19 protein-coding genes, 1 tRNA gene and 1 pseudogene are annotated in these 24,949 nt (G+C 62.7%); 10 read left to right on the top strand and 11 right to left on the bottom strand.

Features of this window, described 5'->3' with window-relative positions; genetic code table 11:
• From NMG70_RS12595 to NMG70_RS12565, 7 genes and pseudogenes are all read left to right on the top strand, one after another.
• Positions 1-263, top strand: a pseudogene (locus NMG70_RS12595) (hypothetical protein); the annotation flags it as partial.
• 40 nt (positions 264-303) lie between these two features.
• Positions 304-1,731: a pyridoxal-phosphate dependent enzyme gene (locus tag NMG70_RS12590; RefSeq protein ID WP_254024808.1), complete on the top strand. Its 1,428-nt coding sequence runs from the start codon at positions 304-306 to the stop codon at positions 1,729-1,731.
• Positions 1,728-2,909, top strand: coding sequence for a cystathionine gamma-synthase (locus NMG70_RS12585; RefSeq protein WP_254024807.1), 1,182 nt, complete (start codon positions 1,728-1,730; stop codon positions 2,907-2,909). The genes NMG70_RS12590 and NMG70_RS12585 overlap by 4 nt, the downstream gene beginning before the upstream one ends.
• Before the next feature lie 131 nt (positions 2,910-3,040).
• Positions 3,041-4,018: a GlxA family transcriptional regulator gene (locus tag NMG70_RS12580; RefSeq protein WP_254024806.1), complete on the top strand. Its 978-nt coding sequence runs from the start codon at positions 3,041-3,043 to the stop codon at positions 4,016-4,018.
• A 290-nt stretch (positions 4,019-4,308) separates the two neighbouring features.
• Positions 4,309-5,613, top strand: a complete 1,305-nt coding sequence (locus NMG70_RS12575) for a M24 family metallopeptidase (protein ID WP_254024805.1) — start codon at positions 4,309-4,311, stop codon at positions 5,611-5,613.
• A 325-nt stretch (positions 5,614-5,938) separates the two neighbouring features.
• On the top strand, positions 5,939-6,619 hold the full coding sequence (locus tag NMG70_RS12570) for an isochorismatase family protein (protein WP_254024804.1): 681 nt from the start codon (positions 5,939-5,941) through the stop codon (positions 6,617-6,619).
• 506 nt (positions 6,620-7,125) lie between these two features.
• Positions 7,126-8,766, top strand: a complete 1,641-nt coding sequence (locus NMG70_RS12565; RefSeq protein WP_254024803.1) for an ABC transporter substrate-binding protein — start codon at positions 7,126-7,128, stop codon at positions 8,764-8,766.
• Positions 8,767-8,874: 108 nt separating this feature from the next.
• On the opposite strand, the gene NMG70_RS12560 is transcribed toward NMG70_RS12565, so the two are convergent.
• Complete coding sequence (locus NMG70_RS12560; protein ID WP_254024802.1) at positions 8,875-10,413, bottom strand: pyridoxal phosphate-dependent decarboxylase family protein; 1,539 nt, start codon at positions 10,411-10,413, stop codon at positions 8,875-8,877.
• Positions 10,414-10,435: 22 nt separating this feature from the next.
• Positions 10,436-11,524 (bottom strand): PLP-dependent cysteine synthase family protein, encoded by a 1,089-nt coding sequence (locus NMG70_RS12555; RefSeq protein ID WP_254024801.1) that lies wholly within the window; start codon positions 11,522-11,524, stop codon positions 10,436-10,438.
• Between the two features lie 241 nt (positions 11,525-11,765).
• Between NMG70_RS12555 and NMG70_RS12550 the strand changes: the two genes are divergently transcribed.
• Complete coding sequence (locus tag NMG70_RS12550; protein WP_254024800.1) at positions 11,766-13,823, top strand: BTAD domain-containing putative transcriptional regulator; 2,058 nt, start codon at positions 11,766-11,768, stop codon at positions 13,821-13,823.
• Positions 13,824-13,969: 146 nt separating this feature from the next.
• Here NMG70_RS12550 and NMG70_RS12545 read toward each other — a convergent pair whose 3' ends face one another.
• The 4 genes from NMG70_RS12545 to NMG70_RS12530 form a co-directional block, all read right to left on the bottom strand.
• Positions 13,970-14,209 (bottom strand): PA2433 domain-containing protein, encoded by a 240-nt coding sequence (locus NMG70_RS12545; RefSeq protein WP_254024825.1) that lies wholly within the window; start codon positions 14,207-14,209, stop codon positions 13,970-13,972.
• A 240-nt stretch (positions 14,210-14,449) separates the two neighbouring features.
• Positions 14,450-14,668, bottom strand: a complete 219-nt coding sequence (locus tag NMG70_RS12540; RefSeq protein WP_436798375.1) for a hypothetical protein — start codon at positions 14,666-14,668, stop codon at positions 14,450-14,452.
• 183 nt (positions 14,669-14,851) lie between these two features.
• Positions 14,852-15,544, bottom strand: coding sequence for a L,D-transpeptidase (locus tag NMG70_RS12535; RefSeq protein ID WP_254024798.1), 693 nt, complete (start codon positions 15,542-15,544; stop codon positions 14,852-14,854).
• Positions 15,541-16,506, bottom strand: coding sequence for an ABC transporter substrate-binding protein (locus NMG70_RS12530; protein ID WP_254024797.1), 966 nt, complete (start codon positions 16,504-16,506; stop codon positions 15,541-15,543). Before NMG70_RS12530 ends, NMG70_RS12535 begins: the two co-directional genes overlap by 4 nt.
• A 593-nt stretch (positions 16,507-17,099) precedes the next feature.
• Here NMG70_RS12530 and NMG70_RS12525 point away from each other — a divergent pair.
• Complete coding sequence (locus tag NMG70_RS12525) at positions 17,100-17,525, top strand: EamA family transporter (RefSeq protein WP_301555150.1); 426 nt, start codon at positions 17,100-17,102, stop codon at positions 17,523-17,525.
• Positions 17,526-17,853: 328 nt separating this feature from the next.
• Here the strand turns inward: NMG70_RS12525 and NMG70_RS12520 are convergent, their stop codons facing one another.
• Positions 17,854-20,274 carry a bifunctional diguanylate cyclase/phosphodiesterase gene (locus NMG70_RS12520; RefSeq protein WP_254024795.1) on the bottom strand — a complete coding sequence of 807 codons (2,421 nt, stop codon included), beginning with the start codon at positions 20,272-20,274 and terminating at the stop codon, positions 17,854-17,856.
• A 287-nt stretch (positions 20,275-20,561) separates the two neighbouring features.
• Here NMG70_RS12520 and NMG70_RS12515 point away from each other — a divergent pair, with 287 nt between their 5' ends.
• On the top strand, positions 20,562-21,119 hold the full coding sequence (locus NMG70_RS12515) for a hypothetical protein (protein WP_254024794.1): 558 nt from the start codon (positions 20,562-20,564) through the stop codon (positions 21,117-21,119).
• Positions 21,120-21,184: 65 nt separating this feature from the next.
• Here the strand turns inward: NMG70_RS12515 and NMG70_RS32930 are convergent, their stop codons facing one another.
• From NMG70_RS32930 to NMG70_RS12495, 4 genes are all read right to left on the bottom strand, one after another.
• Positions 21,185-21,388: a hypothetical protein gene (locus NMG70_RS32930; RefSeq protein ID WP_367185525.1), complete on the bottom strand. Its 204-nt coding sequence runs from the start codon at positions 21,386-21,388 to the stop codon at positions 21,185-21,187.
• Positions 21,389-22,296: 908 nt separating this feature from the next.
• A complete protein-coding gene (locus tag NMG70_RS12505; RefSeq protein ID WP_254024793.1) occupies positions 22,297-23,991 on the bottom strand; it encodes a site-specific integrase in 1,695 nt (564 codons plus the stop codon).
• A gap of 96 nt (positions 23,992-24,087) precedes the next feature.
• Positions 24,088-24,172 (bottom strand) — tRNA-Leu (locus NMG70_RS12500).
• Between the two features lie 132 nt (positions 24,173-24,304).
• Positions 24,305-24,928 carry a 2,3-bisphosphoglycerate-dependent phosphoglycerate mutase gene (locus NMG70_RS12495; RefSeq protein ID WP_254024792.1) on the bottom strand — a complete coding sequence of 208 codons (624 nt, stop codon included), beginning with the start codon at positions 24,926-24,928 and terminating at the stop codon, positions 24,305-24,307.
• Positions 24,929-24,949: the final 21 nt, after the last annotated feature.

Here is a 24,949-nt window from a genome sequence, read left to right as displayed (position 1 = left end):
CCCCTGCCCTCAAGGGGGAGATCGGCAGTTTCGCTGACTGCGCCATTCTTTCAACGTTTGAGATTGGCGAAACGCATTGCGACATCCAATCTCCCCCCTTGAGGGGGAGATGGCCGGCAGGCCAGAGGGGGGTGCTGTCCGCGACCTATCGTGATTGGCGTGACGGAGCGGGCCCACTGGAATCCCATTCCCCGTCTGGCCAATGGATTGGCACGATCTATCTTCTTTCAGACTGCAAACGGCTGGAAAAGAAGATAGGCTGACAGCCTGCCCAAGGCGGTCGCTTGACCATGGAGCATCAGCATGAGCGTGCACAAGATCGCCCCCCCGGACAGGGCAATGTCCCGCCTGCGCCCGCCCTATGCATCGGTTCTCGACCTGATCGGACAGACGCCGGTTGTCGAGCTGACCAAATTCAACATCGGCAAGTGCCGGCTGTTCATCAAGCTCGAAAGCCAGAATCCCGGCGGCTCGATCAAGGACCGCATTGCGCTGTCGATGATCGCCGACGCCGAAAAGCAGGGCAGGCTGAAGCGCGGCGGCACCATCGTCGAGGCGACCGCCGGCAACACCGGCCTTGGCCTCGCCCAGGTCGGCATCCCCAAGGGCTACCGCATCATTCTGGTCGTGCCCGACAAGATGTCGCGCGAAAAGATCCAGCATCTGCGGGCGCTTGGCGCGGAAGTCCGCATGACGCGTTCCGATGTCGGCAAGGGCCACGCCGAATACTATCAGGACATGGCCGAAAAGATCGCCGCCGAGTTGCCTGGCGCCTTCTATGCCAACCAGTTCGCCAATCCGGCCAACCCGGACGCCCATGAAACCACCACCGGTCCGGAGATCTATTCGCAGCTCGACGGCGACGTCGATGCAGTGGTCGTCGGCGTCGGCTCCGGCGGCACGCTGACCGGGCTTGGCCGCTATTTCGCAAAAATCTCGCCGAAGACCGAGATGATTCTCGCCGATCCGGTCGGCTCGGTGCTGGCGCCGTTGATCAAGACCGGCAAGATGCAAGAGGCCGGAAGCTGGACCGTGGAAGGCATCGGCGAGGATTTTGTGCCGCCCAATGCCGATCTGTCGCTGGTCAAAAAGGCCTACTCGATCACCGACAAGCAGAGCATGCTGGCGGTGCGCGACCTGCTTTCCAAGGAGGGCATCCTCGCCGGCTCGTCCTCCGGCACGCTGCTTTCGACAGCGCTGCGCTATTGCCGCGAGCAGACCGTGCCGAAGCGGGTCGTCACCTTCGTCTGCGACAGCGGCAACAAATATCTGTCGAAAGTGTTCGACGACTTCTGGCTGATCGAGCAGGGCCTCGCCGAGCACGAGCAGCATGGCGATCTGCGCGACCTGGTGATGCGCACGCACCGCACTGGCGACATCGTGTCTGTCGGCCCGGACGAAAGCCTGCTCAACGCCTATGGCCGCATGCGCCGTTCGGATGTCTCGCAACTGCCGGTGCTGGACGACGGCAAACTGGTCGGCATCGTCGACGAAAGCGATATCCTCGCCCACGTCGAAGGCCCCTATGACAGCCGCTGGGATCGTTTCAAGGCCCCCGTGCGCACGGCGATGTCCGCCAATTTGCACACGCTGCAGGCCAGCCAGACGCTCGACGCGCTGCTGCCGGTGTTCGACCGCAACGAAGTCGCCATCGTCTTCGACGGCGACGAATTCATCGGCCTGATAACCCGCATCGACCTGATCAACCATCTAAGGCGCCGCGCAAAATGACCATCAAAGCCACCGTATCGGGCAGCAACCGCCTGGCCTTCTCGACGCGTACGATCCATGGCGGCCAGAGCCACGACCCGACGACGGGCGCGGTGATGGTGCCGATCTATGCGACCTCGACCTACGGCCAGCAGAGCCCGGGCGTGCACAAGGGTTTTGAATATGCCCGCAGCCAGAACCCGACCCGCTTTGCCTTCGAGCGCGCGGTGGCCGATCTCGAAAGCGGCGCAGCCGCCTTCGCCTTCGCTTCGGGGCTGGCGGCGATCGCCACCATTTTCGAACTGCTCGATTCCGGAGCCCATGTTGTCGCCACCGACGACATCTATGGCGGCACCTTCCGGCTGCTGGAACGGGTGCGCAAGCGCTCGGCCAATCTGCAGGTCGACTTCGTCGACTTCACCGACCTTGACGCGGTCGAGGCGGCGATCCGACCGGAAACCAAACTGCTCTGGGTCGAGACGCCGACCAATCCGCTGCTGCGCGTCGTCGATCTCGAAGCGGTCGCCGCCCTGGCCAGGCGCAAAGGCGTGCTCTCGGTTGCCGACAACACTTTTTGCAGCCCCTATCTGCAGCGGCCGCTGGAGCTCGGCATCGACATATCGGTGCATTCGACGACCAAATACCTCAACGGCCATTCCGACATGGTCGGCGGCGTCGCCGTGGTCGGCGACAACAAGGATCTCGCCGACCGGCTGAAATTCCTGCAGAACGCCATCGGCGCCATTTCCGGACCGTTCGACAGTTTCCTGGCGCTGCGCGGCCTCAAGACGCTGGCGCTGAGGATGGAGCGCCATTCGTCGAACGGCCAGAAGATCGCGCACTGGCTGGAGCGCCGTCCCGACATCCGCCGCGTCATCTATCCCGGTCTCCCCAGCCATCCGCAGCACGCCATCGCCAGGCGGCAGATGCACGCCTTCGGCGGCATGATCACGGTCGAGCTCGACCGCGACCTCGCCGGCACCAAACGCTTCCTCGAGCACACGCAACTGTTCACGCTGGCCGAAAGCCTCGGCGGCGTCGAAAGCTTGATCGAGCACCCGGCCCTGATGACGCACGGCTCGATCCCGGCCGGGAAGCGGGCCGAGATCGGCATTTCCGATTCGCTGGTTCGGTTGTCGGCCGGCATCGAGGATGGCGACGATTTGATCGCGGATCTGGACCAGGCGCTGGCGAGTTGAGATTCCGACACGTCGGCGGGACAGCGCCCCCTCTGCCATACCGGGCATCTCCCCCACAAGGGGGGAGATCGGCAGCTTCGCCAGGTCGCATCTGCCTGAACTGTAACGTCCTGATCCTGGCTCCGGAAGCTATGAACAACCGACAACGCAACCAACCGACGTCACCCGACACCCCGCTCACCTTCGCCATCCTCGTCTTCCCCGGCTTTCCGATGATGGCGTTCAGTTCGGTGATCGAGCCGTTGCGTGCGGCCAACGTGCTGGCCAAGAAAGAATGCTACCGCTGGATCATCGTCGGCGCCGCCGAAGGTCCGGTCGCGGCTTCGAACGGGGTCGTCATCCAGCCGGGCTTTTTCGCCGGTGATGCGCCGAAGGTCGACCGCATCGTCGTCTGCTCGGGCGGCGATGCCGATCATCTCGTCGCCGACGACGCGGTGAGCTGGATCCGCAGGAGCCTGCGCGGCGGCGCCCATATCGGCGCGGTGGCGGATGCCGCTTTCTTCCTGGCGCGGGCCGGCCTGCTCGACGACCATGCCTGCACCTTGCACTGGACCAGCCAGGCGGCTTTCACCGAGGCGTTCCCGGACATCGAGCTGAGGCGCGATCTCTACGTCATCGACCGCAAGCGCTTCACCTCGGCCGGCGGCGTCGGCAGCCTCGACATGATGCTGGAGATCATCACATCAGACTATGGCGCCGAGCTTGCGGCCGGCGTCGCCGAATGGTTCGTGCACAGCCCACTGCGCTCCAGCGTCGACCGCAAGCTGATGCCGCTGCGGCTGCGCACCGGCGTCCAGAACGAACTGGTGCTGGCGGCCATTGCCATCATGGAGGACGCGGTGGAGGAGCGGCTCGGCATGGCGGATCTGGCGGAAAAGCTTGGCGTATCCTCTGACAAGCTCGAACGAAACTTCCGCTCCGAGCTCGCCATCTCGCCCAACGGTTATTACCGCCGCCTGCGGCTGAAGCGCGCCGCCGACCTCCTGGCGCATTCGACGCTGATGGTGCGCGACGTGGCGCTCGCCTGCGGTTTTGCTTCGATGTCGAGCTTTGCGCGGGCGTTTCGGGAAGAGCATGGCCATGCGCCGAAGGTGGCGCGCAGGCATTAGGTCCTTTCGGACGTTGGCGAGACAGCGCCCCCCAGTGCCCTACCGGGCATCTCCCCCATTTGGGAGATCGGCTTGTCATCCCGGCTTTCGCCAATCTCCAGCGTAGCAGGGCGAGCGGAGCGCCGCAGCTGCCAATCTCCCCCCAAGTGGGGAGATGTCCGGCAGGACAGAGGGGGCGCCGTAGAACACCACCGAACGACGTCAAGCGGTATTTCGCATAACAACAGCGGGATTCCGCACAAGCTATTCGCGAGGCATGGCTCATCTTCCCACTTCCAGGAGGCCACCGCATGAGCATCGTCGTTTTCGACCCCGACAGCACGCAGGACGTCGACTTCAAGGACCGCATGCGCCACCCGGCGGCGGCCGATCCGGCCGGCGGCATGTGGCTGTCCGACACCGAGCCGTCCTTCATCGATGCGGATGCGCTGCGCAAGGGGCGGCTTGGCAAGCTGCGTGCCTGGATGCGCGAGGCCGGCTGTGGCGGCGTCGTGTTGTTCGATCCCTACAACCAGCGCTACGCCACCGGCTCGCGCAACATGTTCGGCTATTTCCTACGCAACTCGACGCGCTACTTCTTCATCCCGACCGAAGGGCCGATCGTGCTGTTCGAATATCCGCAGAGCTATCATGTCTCGATGGTGCTCGACACGATCGACGAGGCACGGCCGTCCAGGCTGGTGTGGTCTTCGGTGTCGGGCCGCGACGACGAAACATCAGGTCCCTTCGCCGACGAGATCGCTGAGCTGCTCAAGGCGCATGGCGGCGGCTCGATGAAGCTCGGCCTCGACCGCTGCGGCCATCTGCAGGCGCTGGCGCTGGAAAAGCGCGGCTGCGAGGTCAGGGATTGCCAGGGTGAAATTCTTGCCGTGCGGGCGGTCAAGACGCCCGAAGAAGTAAAATGCCTGCAGGTGTCGATGGCCGGCGCCGAGGCCGCCGTCTATGCGGTGCGCGAGGCGATCAAGCCCGGCGTTTCCGAGAACGATTTGTTCGCCATCATGTATCACGAGGTGATCCGCCAGGGCGGCGAGTTCATCGAGACCCGGCTCTTGACCTCGGGCCAGCGCACCAATCCGTGGTTCAACGAAGCCAGCGGCCGCAAGATCAGGCCGGGCGAACTTCTGGCGCTGGATACCGATACGATCGGCTGCTACGGCTATTATTCAGACTTCTCACGCACCTTCCGCTGCGGGCCGGGCAAGCCAACCGATTATCAGAAATCGCTCTACCGCATGGCCCACGACCAGGTTCAGCACAACATCTCGATCGTGAAACCCGGCATGGCGTTTCGCGAGATTGCCGAGAAGGCCTGGAAGATCCCGGACCGCTTCGTCGACCAGCGCTACACGTCTGTCATGCACGGCGTCGGCATGCATGGCGAGACGCCGTTCATCGCACACGCCATGGACTACGAGACCTATGGCCGCGACGGTTTTGTGGTGCCCGGCATGGTGGTCAGCGTCGAGAGCTATATCGGCGAGAAAGGCGGACGCGAGGGTGTCAAGCTCGAGGACGAGATCCTGGTCACCGAGACCGGCACCGAGCTTCTGTCGCGCTTTCCCTATGAGGACGATTTTCTGGAGAAACAAGTTTGACGGTCGTTCCCTCGCAACGTTTTGATAGCCGGATGCGTTTGACCGGTCGCATGCTTCGGCGACTGTCGCAAACACCCTTCGCTTCGTCATCCTGGGGCGAAGCAAGGAGCGCAGCGACGCGGCGCAGACCCCTGGATCCATGCCGTGACTTAAGAGCGCTGCTGCGGTGCAGAATTCTGTTTCGCCGCATTCCTCGGCATCCGTCACTGCATGGATGCCAGGGTCTCCGCGACGGAGCTTCGCTCCTGCTTCGTTCTGGGCTGACGAAGCTGGCTTGGAGCCCTCCGAAAGGAGCAGCGTTGGCCGGGAAGCCAGGCGCGGTCGAATGAAAACTCCGGTCTCGATCAAACGCGGCACCGTGGCCGCAGTGTTCGTCGACCTCCAGGAGGAGCATCGGCAGGACAAGCGTTACCTGGTCGAGGGTTTCGCCGACATCCTCGCCAACGTCCAGCGCCTGCAGGCAACGGCGCGCGCCAACGAGGTGCTGCTCTACCATTCGGCCTATATCGTCGACCTCACCAGGGAGGCGCGGCGGTTCCATCCGGTCGATGCCAATGGCAGGTCGGCTTTCTCCGACAAGGACGATCCGCTGACGGCGATCTGTCCGGAAGTGGCGCCGGTCGACGGCGAGATGATGCTGGTCAAGACCGAGGCCAGCGCCTTCGGTGCGGGCCCTGCCGCGGGCCGGCTCAGGGCCAAAGGCATCGAATGGCTGGTCGTTGCCGGCGTGTGGACCGAGGCCTGCATCGACGCCACCGTCAGGGATGCGGTATCATCAGGCTTTAGCGTGCTTTTGGTCAAGGATGCGTGCGGCAGCGGCAGCGCGGCGATGCACCAGACTGCCATCCTCAACCTTGCCAACCGGCTCTATGGCGGTGCCGTCACCACCACCGACGGCGCGTGCCGACTGATGGCAGGCGAGACGGTCGATGCATGGCAGGTCGTGGGTTCAGTGCCTTTGCGCTTCACCTACGAAAACGCCGCCCGTCTCTACGACGAACTCTGACGCTTTGCCGCGCCTGGTGGTACGAGGAGCCTCGCCTCGTGCACAGCTTCCTGCGCGCCCGCAAACCGTGCCGCGGGCCGGCGAAGCGTTCACCCGCATCGTGGCGTCGGTCGCCACACTGGCGAGGGCGAGTGGTTTTAGAGGCTGTTCCGTTTTGCTGCTCCTTCGAGCTTCAGGAGTTCGCCAACGCTGGCGCCATCGCCTTCTGCACCGCTGCGGTACTCAAAATGCCGTTACATCAGCCGAAGAGTGCAGAGACGTAGGAGGGCGCGCTATTCACTCTGCTTCGCTTTGCCTTCCAACCGCAATCCCTCTCTTGAGCCCGAGCCAAGCACCCCGCTTCCAGCGATGCGGAACAGCGCACAACAACTGCGGAAACCCGAACACTTTCCGGGCCACGCCCACACTATCATTGCTCATTGCTCATTGCTCATGGCGAAGGGCGCCCGGCGAGCGCATCCGCCCCCGCGAAGCGGTCGACCGGGCGCCGACAGGAGGATTCGACGATGAAGTTGATGCTGACCGACAGAGCGTTGCATCCGCAGGCTGAGCCCGTCGCCGACGGCTTCAAGAAAGGCGGCATGAACAGGCGCGAATATCTCGCCACCATGGCCGCACTTGGGGTCAGCGCCGCCGGCGCGCTGGCGCTTGGCGGCCTTGCGCCCTCGCCGGCCAGGGCGCAGGAGCCGAAGCGCGGCGGCGTCTTGCGCGTCGCCATGAACGTCAAGGGCTGGAAGGACCCGCGCACCTTCGACGGCGTCGAAATGTCCAATGTCGCCCGCCAGTGCAACGAGTATCTGGTGCGCTGGAACCGCGATTTCACCTTCGAGCCGTGGTTGCTCGAGAGCTGGGAGACCAGCGACGACGCGCGCGTGCTCACACTGCACGTCCGCAAGGGCATCACCTGGTCGAACGGCGACACCTTCAACGCCGACGATGTCGTCCACAATCTGACGCGCTGGTGCGATGCGAGCGTTGCCGGCAACTCGGTCGCCGAGCGGATGGGCGCGCTGGTCGACGCCGCCAGCAAGAAACCGATCGACGGCGGCATCGAGCGTGTCGACGACTTTACCGTTCGGCTCAATCTGCCGAAGCCCGACATTTCGCTGATTGCCGGCATGACCGACTATCCGGCGCTGATCATGCATCGCAGCTACGACGGCGACGGCGATCCGCTGAAGGCGCTGGCGATCACCACTGGACCTTGCGAACTGGTGCAATGGGACGCCGAGGTCGGCGCCGAGGTCCGCCGCAAGGACAAGCCTTGGTGGAAAGGCGACTTCTGGCTCCACGGTATCCAATGGGTCGACTACGGCTCCGATCCCAATGCGATGTTCTCGGCCTTCGAATCGGGCGAGATCGACACCAACCACGAAACCGCCGCCGATACGGTCTCGCAGACCGACGCCATGGGTCTGAGCAATTCCGAGCTTGCCACCGGCTCGACCATCGTCGCGCGCTTCAACGTCGGCAATCCGCCCTATGACGACATCAGGGTGCGGCGCGCAGCCCAGCTCGCCGTCGACAATGCCGCGATCCTGAAGATCGGCATGGACGACCGCGGCAAGCCGGCCGAGAACCACCATGTCGGGGCGATGCATGCCGAATACGCCGATATCGGCCCGGCCGTCCGCAACGTCGACGAAGCCAAGGCGCTGCTTGCCGAGGCTGGCAAATCCGACCACGAATACGAGCTCATCTCCGTCGATGTCGACTGGCAGAAGAACACCGGCGACGCCATCGCCGCGCAGATGCGCGACGCCGGGCTGAAGGTCAAACGAACCGTGCTGCCGGCGGCGACGTTCTGGAACGACTGGAGCAAATATCCTTTCTCCTGCACCGAGTGGCTCGGCCGGCCACTGGGCGTCCAGGTGCTGGCGCTGGCCTACAGATCGGGTGCCGCCTGGAACGAGACCGCCTACGCCAATCCCGAATTCGACGCCTTGCTCGACAAGGCGCTGGCCACACCTGATGCCAGTGCGCGCAAGGAGATCATGGCCAAGATCGAGCAGAACCTGCGCGACTCCGGCATCATCATCCAGCCGTATTGGCGCTCGGTCTACCGGACCTATCGCAAGGGCGTGCACGGCTGCGAGCAGCACCAGTCGCTGGAGCAGCATTTCGAGAAGGTCTGGCTCGAGGCGTGATCGCGGGTCTTTCCTTCTCCCCTTGTGGGAGAAGGTGGATTGGCGCGAAGCGCCAAGACGGTTGAGGGGTGCTGGCCGGAGTGCCGTACTGCCAAGCTGGAACACCCCTCATCCGGCCGCTTCGCGTCCACCTTCTGCCACAAGGGGAGAAGGGAGAGCGGTGCCAGGCCTCGAAATCTCCTGCCCAAGCCGAACTGTTTCGCGCACCAGCAGGTCCAGGTCGTCGCGCCGGGTGCGGTGGTTGTTGATCGCTACGCGCAGGCAATGCTGGCCGTGCACCGTCGTATCCGAAAGGGCGGCGATGCCGTCTTCCTGCAGCCGCAGCATGATCTCGGTGTTGAGCGCCTTCTGCCGCTCTCCCGTCAGCCCGTCGCCGCGGTAGCGAAAACAGACGATGTTGATATTTGGCGGCGCGATCAGTTCCAGCAGCGGCTCGGCCTCGATCAGCGTGCCGAGCATGTGGCCTTGTGCGATGTTCTGGTCGATCAGGCGGCCGAACTTTTCGATCCCGTACTGCTTCAGCGCCATCCACACTTTCAGCGCCCTGAAACCGCGCGACGTCTGCAAACCAAAATCATGCAGCCATTGTCCGGAGGCGAGGCCGCGTGGCGTCGATTCGAGATATTCCGGCGTCACCGCAAACGTATTGCGATGCGCCGAGGCGTCCCTGATCAGCACGCAGCCCACCTCGAACGGGGCGTGCAGCCATTTGTGCGGATCGAGCGCGATCGAATCGGCGTGCTCGATGCCGGCCACGCGATGGGAATTTTTTGGCGCGATGGCGATCAGCGCGCCGATGCAGCCGTCGACATGGAACCAGAGGTCCTCTTGCGCCGCCAGCCTTGCAAGCGCCTGCAGATCGTCGATCGCGCCGGTGTTCACGGTGCCTGCCGTGCCGATCACGCAGGCGGGCCGAAAACCCGCCTGGCGGTCGTCGGCGATCGCCGACCGCAACGCGTCGATGTCGATCCGCAATCCGGCATCGGTCGGGATGCGGCGCAGCGCCCGGTTGCCGAGGCCGAGCGCCTCCATCGCCTTGCGGTGGCAGGAGTGAAGCTGGTCCGAGCCATAGAAACGCAGCGGCTTGTCGATGGCGGCAACGCCATGCTCGCGCACGTCGATGCCGGCCTTGACATTGCGTGCCACGGTCAGCCCGATGATGTTGGCCATCGAGCCGCCGCTGACCAGCGTGCCGCTGGCTAATGGCGGAAAGCCCATCATCTGCTTGCACCAGTCGACGACCTGGCTGTCCATCAGCGCGGCGGCATGGTTGCCGCCGCCGAGGTTGGAGCCCTGGATCGCCGCCAGGAAATCGCCGAGCGCCCCGGTGAAATTGCTCGATCCCATATACCAGGACCAGAAGCGAGGATGGATGTTGCCCATCGGGTAGGCCATCACGTTCTCGACGACCTCGCCGTAGATTTGGGCAAGCGGTTGAGCCGATTGCGGTAGCGGTGCCGCGAAAAATTCTCTCACCTCCGCCGGCATCTCCTGCCACACCGGGCGTTCGCGGACATCGCGCAGATAGTCGACGGCGTCGTCGACGATCTGGTGCGACAGCGCCTGGACATCGGCCCAGTCGACCGGATCGAGCGTTTCTTCGGCAACCATACCGGCAGTGCCGGTGGCTTTCAGCATGGCGTCCATCCGCGTTGCCCCCGATGCGCAATTATTCGGCCGGGAACTGGCAGCCCGGTGTTGAGCGCGACAGCGCGATCTCCTCGGCGTCCATCTCGGCTTCGATGCCGTCGAACAGCGGCGTCGTCATGTAGCGTTCGCCGGTGTCGGGAAGCATGCACAGGATCACCGAGCCGGGTGCGGCTTTTTCGGCGATCTGGCGCGCCACGGCAAAACTGGCTCCGCCGGAAATGCCGGTGAAAATCCCTTCCTTTTGCGCCAGCGCCTTGGCCCATTTGATGCCCTCGGGCCCGGCAACAGGCACGACCTCGTCATAGAGGCTGGCGTCGACCGCCTCCTGCAGGACGTTGGGAATGAAGTCCGGCGTCCAGCCCTGGATCGGGTGCGGCTCGAAGGCCGGATGGCTGGCGGCGGGTGCGCCGTCGGCGCCGCGCTCCTGTGCCTTGCCGCTGCCGATGAGCTGGGCATTGGCGGGTTCGGCCAGCACAATCCGGGTTTCGGGACGCTCGCGGCGCAGCACGCGCCCGACACCGACGACGGTGCCGCCGGTTCCGTAGCCGGTGACGAAGCAGTCGAGCCGCGATCCGGCGAAGTCGTTGATGATCTCGCGCGCCGTCGTCGCCTCGTGAATGGCGGCATTGGCCTTGGTCTCGAACTGGCGGGCCAGGAACCAGCCGTTGGCCTCGGCGAGCTCGACCGCCTTGTTGTACATGCCAAAACCCTTCTGGGCGCGCGGCGTCAGCACCACCTTGGCGCCCAGCATGCGCATCAGCTTGCGCCGCTCGATGGAGAAACTGTCGGCCATCGTCACCACCAGCGGATAGCCCTTCTGCGCGCAGACCATGGCTAGGCCGATGCCGGTGTTGCCGCTGGTTGCCTCGACGACGGTCTGGCCCGGTTTCAGGGCGCCGCTGCGCTCGCCCTCCTCGATTATGTTGAGCGCCAGCCGGTCCTTCACCGACGCCGCCGGATTGAAGAACTCGGCCTTCACATAGATCGTCACATGATCGGGGCCGAGATTGTTTATCCTGATCACCGGCGTGTCGCCGACCGTGTCGATAATGCTGTCGAACAGGCGGCCGCGGCCAGCCGTGGTCCTGATTTTCCGTTGCTGCAACATGTCTGCTCTCCCCTTATTGTTGTCGTCACGAGGTGTCGTCGTCACGAGCCGGTTACAAACCGGTGGCCTGGGCGGCGAGGTTTCGAGACCTTGCCGCAGTAAGGTTGCTTTGCCGGCATGTGGCCCGGAAAGGGCGATGCCAGCAGCCGGCGCGGAAAATTCGTTGCCGGATGCACTCGATCGCTTTCGATGGTAAAACAGAGGACAACTGGCCAGCGTGGGAGCAAGCGTGGAAACGCACGTGGAATCCGCTCGATCGAGCCTGGACGGCGCAGCGGCCGGGCTGTCCGTGCGGCTGCTCGGGCCGCTGACGGTCATCCGCGACGGCGCAACCGTGCAACTGCCGGCATCGCGCAAGCTGCGCGCGCTCTTCGCCTATCTGGCGCTCGCGCCGCATGCCGTCGGCCGCAGCCGTCTGTGCGAGCTTTTGTGGGATGTGCCGAACGATCCGCGCGGCGAGCTTCGCTGGTGCCTCAGCAAGCTCAGGGGCATTTTTGACGAACCGGATCGCCACAGGATCGAAACATCAGGCGACACGGTCGCGCTCGATCTGAAGGGCGTTTCCGTCGACGCCTTCGATGTCGCCTCGGCCGCAGCCAGGGGCATCGAGACGCTCGATCTTGAGCGGCTGCAGGCGCTGTCCAGACTGTTCGTCGGCGACTTCCTCGACGGGCTGGAGATCGACCGCAGCCCGCATTTCAACAGCTGGCTGATCGCGCAACGCCGTCGCTTCAGCTCATGGCACGTCGCCATTCTGGAACACCTCGTCAGCAAGCTCCCGGCGGATGCCGACGAAATGTCCGCGCATCTGGAGAAATGGCTGGAACTCAATCCGTTCGACGAGCGCGCGCACGTGGCTCTTCTGACAAGCCTCGCGCGGCGCGGCCAGATCGCCGCCTGCGAGGACCATCTTGCTTCGGCGGCGCAGCTGTTTGCTTCGGAGGATCTGGATTTCGGACCCGTTCGTGAGGCATGGCGGACGATCCGCAGCGAACGACCTGCCGCAACGCTTCGGGCGCAGCCGGCGCTGTTGCCCGCAGCCGCGCAAGCGTCAATTGTGCTTCCCCATCCCGATACTGCTACGTCGAAGGCTTCGCTCGCGGTAATGCCGTTTGTTGAGGAAACCGGAATCGGCGGCCCTCGCGGCGGCCGCTCTCGCGGTGACCCCTCTCGCGGTGGATTGGCCGACGGCCTCACCCACGACATCATCACCCGTTTGGCCAAGCTCAGGGATTTCTTCGTCATCGCCCGCGGCTCGGTCTTTGCGCTGGCGGAGAAAAACATCGCGCCGGAAGATGCCGGCCGGCGGCTCAACGTCGACTACGTCGCCACTGGGACGGTGCGCAGCCAGGCTGGCCGTGTTGCGGTCAGCGTCGAACTTGTCGAGGTGCGCACCGCCAGGATCGTCTGGGCCGAGACCTTCGAACGCAGGCCCGACGACATCTTTGCCGTCCTCGACGACATCGGCGACAGCATCGTTTCGTCGATCTCGGCCGAGATCGAGATGGTCGAGCGCAACCGCGCCATGCTGAAAGCCCCCAGCTCGCTGAATGCCTGGGAGGCCTATCATCGCGGCCTCTGGCACATGTATCGCTTCACCCGCACGGAAAACGCGCAGGCCCGGCATTTCTTCGACATGGCCCTGAAGCTCGATCCGACCTTCGCCCGCGCCTATGCCGGCCTGTCCTTCACCCATTGGCAGAACGCCTTTCAGCGCTGGGGAGACCGCGACCAGGAAAGCGCGCTCGCCTACGAGACCGCCGGCCAAAGTCTTCTGGTCGACGATCACAATCCGGCCGCGCACTGGGCCATGGGCCGGGCGCTGTGGTTGCGCGGCGAGCAGGACGGCTCGCTCATCGAGCTGGAACGGGCGGTCGATCTCAGCCCCAACTTTGCGCTCGGCCACTACGCGCTTTCGTTTGTCCACTCGCAGTCCGGTGATCCGAACGCGGCGATAGGTTCATCCGATCACTCGCGCCATCTGAGTCCGTTCGATCCGCTGCTGTTCGGCATGCTCGGCGCCAGGGCGATGGCGCATGTCCGCCTCGGCCAGTTCGAAGAGGCCGCCGAATGGGCGCTGAAGGCAGCCGCGCGTCCCAACGCCCACGCCATCATCCTGGCAATCGCGGCGCACTGCCTTGCGCTGGCGGGGCGGCTTGACGAGGCCCGCACTTTCGCGGCCGCCATCCGCAAGACGCTGCCGAACTACTGTGCCGACGATTTCATCGGCACTTTCCGCTTCGAGCCGGACGCCGCAGCACTGTTCCGGCAAGGCGCTAAGCGCATCGGGTTGGGGTGATCACGCGGCCCTGACGGTGCTTCAACCGGTCAGTTCCTTGATAGTCGACTGAACGCGCAGCTGGCCGACAACCGAACAAAAGCCCATCGGCCAGGAAAACCGCGCTTCTCTCAGCCGGCTTGCCGCTATTATATGCCGAGCATCGACTATATGCCGATCATCGATTTGGCTTGGTTGAGCGCAGCCTCTGATCCTGCATGATCGCCGGCGGCGTGCAATTTCTCGCCCTGGGCGCGCAGTTCCTTGACTTTGGTCTTGTCCGCCTCGGCGATGGTCGCGGTCGGCAACGCCGCGTCAATCTCGGCCATGATGGTCGGGCATGAATTTGCAAAGGCTGTCGCAGGAACGACCGCCAGGAAAACCGCAAGCGAAATTGATCGTAACATGGACGTTTCTCCCTTGCCGGAACACGCCGCATCGACGAGCGGCATAGGAATGGTACAGCGAATGCCCGAACGTGCCAATGACGATGATGCCGCTGGTTTGAGGCAAGCTGCGGTCGGCCGGGCTTTTCTCGGGGTTTCTGAACCTTTCACCACAGTTGGTCGCCACCGACATCGTCCTGCCCGAAACCGACGCCAGGTTCGCGGCAATCGTCAGTCGCAAAATTCTTCGACCACAGCGGATCAGGTGGGCTGAACGGATTTGACGTTGCCGTCCGTATCGACAAGGCAGCTTGTCTTTTTGCCGCTGGCATCGAGTTCGACCTGATAGGTTTTGGAATCGATCTTGCTCGATGAAACCGGAAGTATTTTGGTGCTATCGGCGCCGCTCGCCTTGGCGACCGCGTCGGCGCAAAGCAGCTGTAGATCCGCCGGGGCCGTCTCGACCTGGGTCCTGGACATCTGGTCCTGAGGCGGCGGCGGCGGCGCGCTGACGCAAGCGCTCAAGGCCCCAACCAGGAATCCAATTGCTGTTGCCTGGATCGAAGTTCTCACTGCAGGTTTTGCCGACATTGCTTGTCCCTCTCCGAATGCCGCTTCACACACCCCGGCTTTACACACCCCCGGCTTTACACACCCCCGGCTTTACACACCCTTGTAAAGGGCCGCCCCCTGCATGAGAACGATGACCTTGGCCCCAACCTTGACGCGCGATGCCAGATCGGTGATGTCGTCGTTCCGCATCCGGATACAGCCTGATGACACGTCGAGCCCGATCGTCCACGGCTCCGGCGTGCCGTGTATCCGGTAGATCGTGTCCTGGTCGCGCTCATACAGATAGAGCGCCCTCGCGCCGAGCGGGTTGTCAGGCCCTCCCGGCATGCCTCCCGCATGTTTGACCGCATTCGGATCACGAGCGATCATTTCGGCTGGCGGTGTCCAGGTCGGCCATTCCGCCATGCGGCCGACGCGCACGATCCCGGCCCATCCAAACCCTTCCCGGCCGACGCCGATGCCGTAACGCATGGCGCGCTGATCCGGCTGCACAAGGTAGAGAAAATGCTGGTTGCCATCGATGATGATCGTACCCGGCACTTCCGCGGTGCGGAACTTGACCATCTGCGGGCGAAACGCCTCTGGCACTTCATTATGCGCGGCATAGTATTTGCGCGCCTTGGTACGATCATAGTCCACCCATTTGCGGGTTTTCGGATCGAAAACCTGGGTTCCAGCAGCCAGCGCCGCCGCCGCGACAAGACCGAGCGCTACCGCGACAATTGCCGTCAGGGTGCGCCGCTGGAGAGCGGCGTGTCCCGCGATCGTCAGCTTTCCGGTCATGGATTTGCCCACCCTTGCACCCGAGCGCCCTGCGCGGCAACCCATTGCTTGGCGTACTCGTAAGGATCCTGGCGCTCCACCTGGAGCGCATAACTCATCTTGGTGACGTCGTCGGGCTTGAGGTCGACCCGTTCCAGGAACTCGACCACCTTGGGATATTTTTTGCGCAATGAGGTGGCGAAAGCGATGTGGAAATGTGCGGTATCCCATGACACCGGCGCGCTTGACTTCGAGACCCAGAGCGGGTCCTCGGAAGGCAGCACGATCTTCCATTTTGCCGGGTCAAAAGGCGGCTCGGTAAGCCGGACTATTTCGTGCAGTTTAAACACGTGATGCGGCGCGTAGCAGGCAAACACCATCGCATGAGCCGTGGCAACCGCGGCATCGACAGCGGCCATTCCGACATCCTCCGGCGTCTCCAGCAATGTCATTGTCTTGGCGTAGCCATAGCTGTTGGCGCGGACACGCTCGATAGCCGTCGAGGACCAACCCTCGGCGCCAATCCAGAGTTCTCCGCGTCCGTCCCGATCAGTGTCCAACGCGGCGGTTTTGCGCGGGTCGGTGAGATCCGAAATGTCGCGAATGCCAAATTTGTCTGCAGTTTCGCGGGTAGCGCATATGCCTTGCCATGCCGGCACACCGATGGGACTGATGGCTACCGTGCCGGCGCCGTCGACATACTTCTTCACCAGATTGTCCAGGTTGGGCAGCCAGATTTCGGGATGAATATCCACCTCGCCCGAGTTGAGGCCGGCAAAGGCAATAAGCGTTCCCATCTCGCGAACATCGGCATCGAGCCCGAATTGGTCCTTCAGGCTGACCTTGAGAATGTTTGCCGTCGCCTGGCCCGACGGCCAGTTCGGCATTGCAATGACAAGATCAGCCGCCTGGACCGGGACCGCCAGCAGCGTCAATGCCGCTAGCGAAATTTTCCGCAGGCACTGCCGAAATCGCTTGTGCATTTCTTCCCCCTCGCTTCGGTGCTGAAATGAACCGGGACGGGAACAACCTGTCACGGCAAGCACCGGGTTGTGACAGTAGCCCAATGGTCTGACGGCAACTGCTCAAGGTGCAGCAGTGCATTCGCCAAGGAGAGCGCCGTCACATGCCGCCCCTGCACGCTACTCGATGACATTCCGTATGGGAAGATGCTCAAACACGGCCGCCAGGCACCGACTGGGCCGATGATCTCATCGGTCACTTTCCGATCCGAGAAGGCGCCGCCAAGCGGATTGGATTGGAGTGTGATCCTTCAGCATGGAACAGCATGGAGACCTCGAACGTGGGAATCGCTCTCGCAAACGGAGAAACTGCTCCACCGCGCCAATGCCGCAGTGTGGGTCCCGATTTCATGCTCCCGAAAATCGAAACTTAAGGAGGGACGGCCGTCTCTCCGTCGGGCACTGCACCCGTTGTCAGGCCACGCGGCGCACCACTCGTCCGCGGAGCCGCCCCGGCAAGTGGCGCACCACTCGTCCGCGGAGCCGCCCCGGCAAGTGGCGCACCACTCGTCCGCGGAGCCGCCCCGGCAAGTGGCGGCTCACCACTGATCGGGATGGCGGCGATGTTAGCAGGATCAGTGAGCTACGCGCTGGCCTTAGTCTATGCGCGGAGGTTCATGGTTTCGCTCGGCCTGGGTCCGGTCAAGCTGGCGACTTACCAGATGCTTTTTGCAGCTGTAATGCTTACCCCCTTTGCAGCGCCGGGACACTGGGAAGATCTGGCTGCAAGCAGCGACGCGCTGCTTGCACTGGTTTTCGGGCTGGGCCTGGCGGGAACAGGAATTGCCTTCGTTATCTATTACCAGCTCATCCAGATGCTAGGGGCGTTGAAGGCCGCGTCAGTTTACTACATTCCGCCCGTCGTCGCTCTCGTGGTTGGATGGGCCTTCCCCGGCGAGACGATAACGCTTGTCCAAGCGGCTGGCGCGACGCTTGTCATCGCAGGCATCTTCTATGCAAATCGGGATGGAGCCGGCTGACAGCCCCTGCGCGTGCATACTAAGAAACGTCATTAAAGGGGAGCGTGAACTTGCCGTTGTCTGCTATCAAATGAACGTCCGGGAAGGGGCAGATGACAACGATGCCCGACTCTCCTTTTTGAGGATTCGCACCGCAAAGCTGCCAGTCTGCTGCCGGCCCCGATCAGGTCGTTCGGTGCATCGCCGCCCAGCGTCCGCAAGTGCGGCGTTGTGCCGTTTCGGAATGGATGTCCTGGGGCAAGGATCGCTGATCAATATAGGGTCAAGGTCGCATAGATATGCAACATGGGACTGACAATCGCAGAAGTTCAAATATGGAGGTGGCACGCTAGGCCGCGCTGTCCTTGACTACTCGCAACTTGTGCTTACGCAGCCTTTGGGGAGCGGCTATCTTGCCTTCGCCGCTTGTATGCTGCGCAAACTCAGCTATGGGACAGGGTCGGCCGAGCAAATAGCCCTGCATTTCATCGCAGGCTTCCGCACGCAGAAAGCTCAGTTCCGCGTCAGTTTCGACGCCCTCCGCCAAGACGGGGAGCTTGAGACCTCGAGCAAGCCCGAAGACCGCGCGCATGACGGCGGCCGCCTCGTCGCTGGTATCCACCGCACGGACAAGGGACTGGTCGACCTTGATTTTGTCGAACGGGAAGGCCCGCAGGTTTGACAGCGATGAGTAGCCGGTGCCGAAATCATCCATCGCGATCTGGACGCCCAGGTCTTTGAGCTTGTGCAAGACCGCGAGGGCCCGCCCAATATCCTTGATCAGCGACGATTCTGTAATTTCCAGCTCGAGGCGGGACGGGTCCAGGCCGGTTTCTTTCAGAACCTCCTCGACCAGCTCCGGGAGATTGCCGCCATGGAGTTGTACGGCCGAGACGTTGACGCTGACTCCCAGTGGTCGGTCCCACGTCGCCGCCTCGGCGCAGGCCGTGCGCAACACCCATTCGCCGATCTTCAGGATAGCGCCGCATTCCTCCGCGATCGGAATGAACACCGTCGGGGGGATGGCACCTCTCGTGCCGTGATCCCAACGAAGGAGCGCTTCGAAGCCGAAGACCCTATTGGAGTGAAGCTCCGCTTGCGGCTGAAAGACGAGACTGAACTCGTTGCGTGAGATCGCATGACGGATGTCGTGCTCGAACTGACGTCGATCGTGTAGATGCTCACCCATAGACGGTTCGAAAACGCGATAGATGCCGCGCCCTTCCAACTTGGCCTCATAAAGCGCCGCGTCAGCATGGCTCAGAAGGGTCGCGCGATCGGGCGCATCGTTCGGGAAGACAGCGATGCCGATGCTGGTTCCGATAGTGACGCCGGCGGGTAGGTTCACGCCGGTCTCGTCGAAAGCGTTCAAAATGGCTTCAGCGGTGCGCGTCGCATACGCTGGGCTCGGCAGGCCTGGAACGATCACAGCGAACTCGTCGCCTCCCAAGCGCGCGACCATATGCTCCGGCTTGAGGACGTTCTTAATCTTCTCGGCCACACACTGGAGTACGGCATCCCCGATCAGATGGCCGAAGAGGTCGTTAATCTCTTTGAAGCGATCGAGATCGAGGAAAAGGACGGCAAGGCACCTGTCGGTCCCACGATGCGCCGCGAATTCTGCCTCCAGCTTCTCGTTGAAGCTCGTGCGGTTCGGGAGCTTAGTCAGGGGGTCGTGGTGAGCAAGGAAGTGAATTTGCTCCTCCGCCCGCTTACGCCCGCGGATATCGCGCACCGCCACAACCTGATGCTGCTTACCGGCATAAAGGATGTTATGTCGGATCAGCTCGACTGGGATCATACTGCCGTCGGTTGCGCATAGCTCGGCCTCCAGCGGCTTTCGGGCGGTGGCCGTGAGTTCGCCCTGCGAGACGGTGGGGAAGAAAGACTCGAGCAAGCGGCCGACAGGCTGAGAGCCATCGACACAGGCAAGGGCGGCGAAGCTGTGATTGGCTGCCACGATCGTCGTCTCGTTGTACACAACCAGCCCCTCGACGGCGGCGTCGGCCAGCTCTTGCATACGCGCCGTCTCCCCAGCGCGACGAAGATCGCGCAGATCGAGGACAAGACCGACAACGGCCAGAAGAATGATCACGATCGAAGCGAGCGCAAGTCCGATTGCCATCCATTCCGCTGGCAGCGCCGTGGCTGAAACGACGATGCGAGGATCGGGCACGATCGCGGCCGCGCCCATCGCAGTGAAATGATGGCTGCAAATCGCGACCGTCAGCACCAACGCCCCGAGTGCCTTCCACTTGATCGTGTTGGCCCGAAGGGCAACTGGCAAGGCTGCGGCACCGAACAGTCCACCGAGGGCGATCGACACCGCGACGAGCGGCATATCCCAGACGACGCGGCCCGCGATCTCGAAGGCAGCCATGCCGGTATAATGCATTACGGCGATACCGCCCCCCACGATCATCCCGCCGATCCAGCGTGCATACGGAACGCGGGGCGACATGCCGACGGTGAGGCCGGTTCCCGTCAAAGCGATCGCGGCGACCAGCGAGACGATCGTCAAGGCGATATTGTAGCCGCTCGGCACTGCGGGCTGAAAGGCCAGCATGGCGATGAAATGCGTTGACCAGATGCCGAAACCGGTGGCGACCGCAGCTACTGCGAGCCAGATCCGTCGCATTTCGCGTTCGCTGCGCCCGACATGATGGAGGAGGTTGACGGCTGTGAACGAGGCCAGGGCGCAGACTAAGGCCGCCAGGGCAACCAGACGCAAATCATGCTGCGTCGCAATGCAGGTGTAGACTTTCAACATGCTCTTCCCCAAAGTCGGTAACGAGCTTCGGAGAGAAACCTAGGGTCAAACCTTGAAGAAATGCTTATAAGGGCAATTCAACTTGACGACTTCTTCCCTAGGATGGGCATCCTCGCGACCGCTTTAGCGCGCTTTTCTGATAGTCAGTCAAAACCAAAGGCGGAAAGATCTCGGTCTCCACGCGTTGGCCAGGGCTGTAACTGCCCATGGCGTGCTCGGAGGTTAGGGCAAGTGGAACGATGTGCCCATCGCAGTGTTAAATGGCGAGAAGAGTTGAGGCAGTACAGATGGATGATCTCAAAGAGACGGCATTGATCGCGCGGCTTGCGGCGCGGCACGAGTTGTCAAGGGACGCGGTAAAAACCGTGTTGCGTGCCCTGCGCTCGGGCGGCGGTTCCATGGCGCAGTTCAGCCATGCCGAATTCGGCGGCATGTCGCAGTGGTCATCAGGCATGACAATGGTCGGCGACATGTTCAACGATGCGCTGAGGGCGAAGCTGAACGCGGTGGCCACAGATCTAGCAGCTTATCTACGGGAGAATCCTGAGGTCGCCCATAATGAACCTGCCGAAGTGAGCTATAGATCGCAGCAGCAGGTACCTGAAAGTTGGCCGGGCGGACTCGGCACACCCTCATCGACCGGATCGCAGAACCATTTGCGCTACGCGATCTATCCTGACACGCGGCGACTGGTCATCGAGGATGCCGGGCAGCGTACGGTCTACGACACCGGCGATCACGTTATCTCGGGGATCGCCCAGGCGCAAAGTACAGATGCGACACTGACATTCTGCAGCCAGAACGGCTTTGTGCGGCTCTCGGAGCTGAAGAAGGTCGATGCTTAAGGTGTGGCCTTATCCCTCGCGGTGGTGCTCTCGGCCCCGGCGCCACTCATCGCAGCGCGAGGCGCCTAAAGACGTCCTTCTTCTCCTTTTTGCGTTTCCGCCGCCGCTCCGTCTGCGGCGCGCTCCAGGGCGACCATTTTCTTAACCAAGGCCAGTAGATCGCGCTTGGTGTCGTGCGGCAGAGCCACGACCTGTTGCGCGAGTTCCATGGTGTCGCGCGCTTCCTCCGGCGTGCGGCCCCATAGATGCGGGGCAGCACTGAACAGCATTCCATCGGCATGAATCCGAGGATTTCGCACAGGTGGATCATGCGGGTGACATGCAATTTTGAGAATGCGCGTTCATAGCGGCCGTAAACTTGCATCGAAAGACCAAGCAAGGGCGCGTGCTCGGCACGCGTCAGATCCTAGTCCTCGCGCGCCTTGGATGAACTGATCCAGTCACGATCACAGGCGCAAGCGAAAGATCGCGGAACGCCTCGCGCCGGGAAGCGAAAGTCAGGCAAGCCATCGTCTTTACCCACGACCTTGTGTTTCTGAGCAAGCTTATGGATGTGGCAAAGGAGAACCATGTTGAACTCTCCACCCATTGGGTGGACCGGGGCGGCGACAATGCGCCAGGCCCGGCATGCGACCGATCTCCCGAGAGACGGCGACGTCGACAATGGCGGCTAAGCCGCCCAGGCGTTCCTGCTTCGGCACGATCGCCCGCATGTGACCGGGTAACGGCGCGCCAGCATGATTCGGTACTTTATAGCCCCTTAGGACGGCTAGGCACACCTTCAGGCGGTTTGGTGTTTCTCGCCGTGATCTCATGGCGATCGGTGCAGGAGACCAGGAGTTGGCGAGGTCGCGCCGGTCTGAGACCTCGGTCCCCCCGATCTGAACGTCCACTATTGTCCTTTCGGACACCGGAAAGCTGCCAGTCCGCTATCGTGAAGAGTTTCGGGCGTCGGCAGGCGTACGAAAGTCCCCGAGGAAGGAGCCCACGGGCCACAGGCGGTGGGCTCGCGACCGCGAGCAGTTCGCGGGCGAGCGCGAGCCCTCACCGCGCGCGTCCATCCCGCGCAGCGGGTTCGTTTGTCGGCCCCAAATGCGACGTCTCAGTAGTGGTTCAGCGATGACCGCTCTTGCGCAATCAGGAGGTTGCGAGCTTGCTCCAGCGCGGACGTGTAGCTCTAAGCGTCTAAGGACACGCCGCGGCGCGGCGGCAGTTCGATCTTCTCGAGCGCTGATGCCATCAGGGCCAAGCCGATATGCCTGTAGACACCCGAGGAACTGCTGTCGGTGTGGCCCTGAATGGCGTCGGCCACGCTGTCAGAAATGCCAACCCTTGCCGCTTCGGTCTTGAACCAGTGCCTCAGCGCATGATTCGGCGCCTTGCGTGGATCGGAAAACCCGTTCGCTCGAATCCATGTGGCCAGCCGGTTGGCAACGCCTTTCGAGGCATGCTTCCGCTTTGGATCGCCTGACGAGCGGCCATAGAAGAGTGGACCCTGTCCCTTCTCCGCCACGAATTCCAGGAACCCGGCTGCAAGCAGGGCCGGATGAATGGGCACTGTCCTTTCGCTTTCCGCATTCTTGATGCTACCAGCATCGATTGCCGGCGTGATCTTTACGACATGATATCCGTCTTCCTCAAACACATGGCTGACGTGCAGCTGCGCCACTTCGCCAATCCGTGATCCCGTGGCCGCAGCCAACCAGGGAAGCCACTTCTTCCAAGGTTCCGGAGCGGCGCTCGCCAAATCCAGCAGCTGAGCCACCTCCTCTCCGGTATAGCCCAACATCTTCTTGCCCGCCTTCGTCTTGCGCGCGACCTTGATTCCCTGGGAAGGATCGGACGCCGCGAGCTTGTTCGCCACGGCAAACCTGAACAGCGCACGGGCGCAGCCGAGGTAGCCTCGCGAGATGGTTGCCGCTGCCTTCTTGGCGTTGACGAGCTTGTCCTTCCAGCCGACGATATCCTCTGCGGTGATGCGAGTAATGTCGTCCGCCTTGTCCCCGACGAATGATTTCAGGTCGCGCATGATGCCGCGCCAGCTGGACAATGTGCTGGCACTCGGATCGGTTTCCGCCTCCCAGCGCTCAAAAAGTTCGTCGAGCGAGATCGGCATGGCGGTTGGTGCCGTCGGCGGAGAGCTGTGCAAGGCAGGCGCTTCAGGCTTTTCCGCCTGCCGAAGATTGCCTGCACGAAGATCGCCCAGCGATGGATCAGGCTCGCCCTCGGCGATTGCCCGAAGCGCGTCGAGTTCGTGTTCGATCAGTAATCGGCCAAGAGCAATGGAATCAGGACCGCTCATTCCAGGGAGCCGGCCCTTCGCAATGGCTATGAACTCGGCAAAGTTCCCAGTTGCGCGCATGCTCTGAAGGCTTTTGATGCGCTTGCCGAGACGAAAGCGGTTGACGAAGGCGATAACCTTTTCGAAATCACCTTCGGCAACGAGATGGTCGAAATACGTGTAGGCATCCTGCTCGCCGTGTCCAAAGTCGGCCGGCACCGGCAGCGGTCCGAACTCGCCGCGCCAGAACCGAGCGGGAGCCGCGGTCGCCTGGCTGAAGAGCTCCGCACGGCGGGAGAACTCCTGATCGCTCGCCGCGATGGCGTGGTCACGGGCGATGTCAAGGAAGCGGGCACGGATCGTTGGGGAGTCCGACGCAGCAGCGCCCTGATCGGCACGAATTTCGTCGAACTGGTTTTCCAGTTCGACGCTCTTGCGCGCGAGACGCGATTTGGCCGTTTTTAGATCTTTTGTGCGCAAGGACCGGACCACGATTTGACGCCCGTATATAGGGGCAATGTCCGTAGGAACCCAAATGCGGCAGTAAAAAGTGCCGCTGCGCGTCATCATCCGTTCGGGCAGTTTCGCCATTCGATTCGAGCCCCGACTATAACAGTCACTGTTACAACTGGGCCAAACTGGAAAAGCGAATCAGAACCTGAATGAAATCAGGTACTTACAAGATGATGGTGCCCAGAAGAGGACTCGAACCTCCACTCCTTGCGGAACACGGACCTGAACCGTGCGCGTCTACCAATTCCGCCATCTGGGCTGGTGCGGGCTCTTTAGGCGGGCAAGGGGTGAGTGTCAACGCGCTTTTTTGCTCAATCAAGAAACACGCCCGCGCGCCGGCTAGTGTAGTTTTGAATCTGCGCATGATCCTTTCCGAACCTGCGGTTCGGGGTCATGCGCCCTCCAGCACCTCCTTCGATGCCACGGTCGAATCGGCGTTGAGCTTGTAGATGACCGGCACGCCGGTGCCGAGCTCCAGTCTAACGATCTCCTCACCAGACTTGCCGTCCAGCGCCATGATCAGTGCGCGCAGCGAATTGCCGTGCGCCGCCACCAGGACTGTGCCGCCGCGCAGCACATGCGGCTGCAGGTCGTGCAGATAATAGGGCCAGACGCGCGCGCCGGTGTCCTTCAGGCTTTCGCCGCCGGGCGGCGGCACGTCGTAGGAGCGGCGCCAGACATGCACCTGCTCCTCGCCCCATTTCTGGCGCGCGTCGTCCTTGTTGAGGCCGGAGAGATCGCCATAGTCGCGCTCGTTCAGCGCCTGGTCGCGGATGGTCTCGAGATCGCCCTGACCGACGGCGTCGAGAATGTGCTGGCAGGTCTTCTGCGCCCGGATCAGCGACGAGGTGAAGGCGATGTCGAATTTCATGCCGCGCGCCTTCAGCTTGGCGCCCGCCTCCCTGGCCTCGGCGTGGCCCAATTCGGTCAGGTCGACATCGCGCCAGCCGGTGAAAAGGTTCTTCAGGTTCCATTCGCTCTGGCCATGGCGCACGAGCACGAGAGTTCCCGACATTTTTGCTCCTTCAGTTTGTGG

This window comes from Mesorhizobium ventifaucium (assembly GCF_935822925.1).
Taxonomy (GTDB): domain Bacteria; phylum Pseudomonadota; class Alphaproteobacteria; order Rhizobiales; family Rhizobiaceae; genus Mesorhizobium; species Mesorhizobium ventifaucium.
This window is presented reverse-complemented; position numbering and strand designations above follow the sequence as displayed.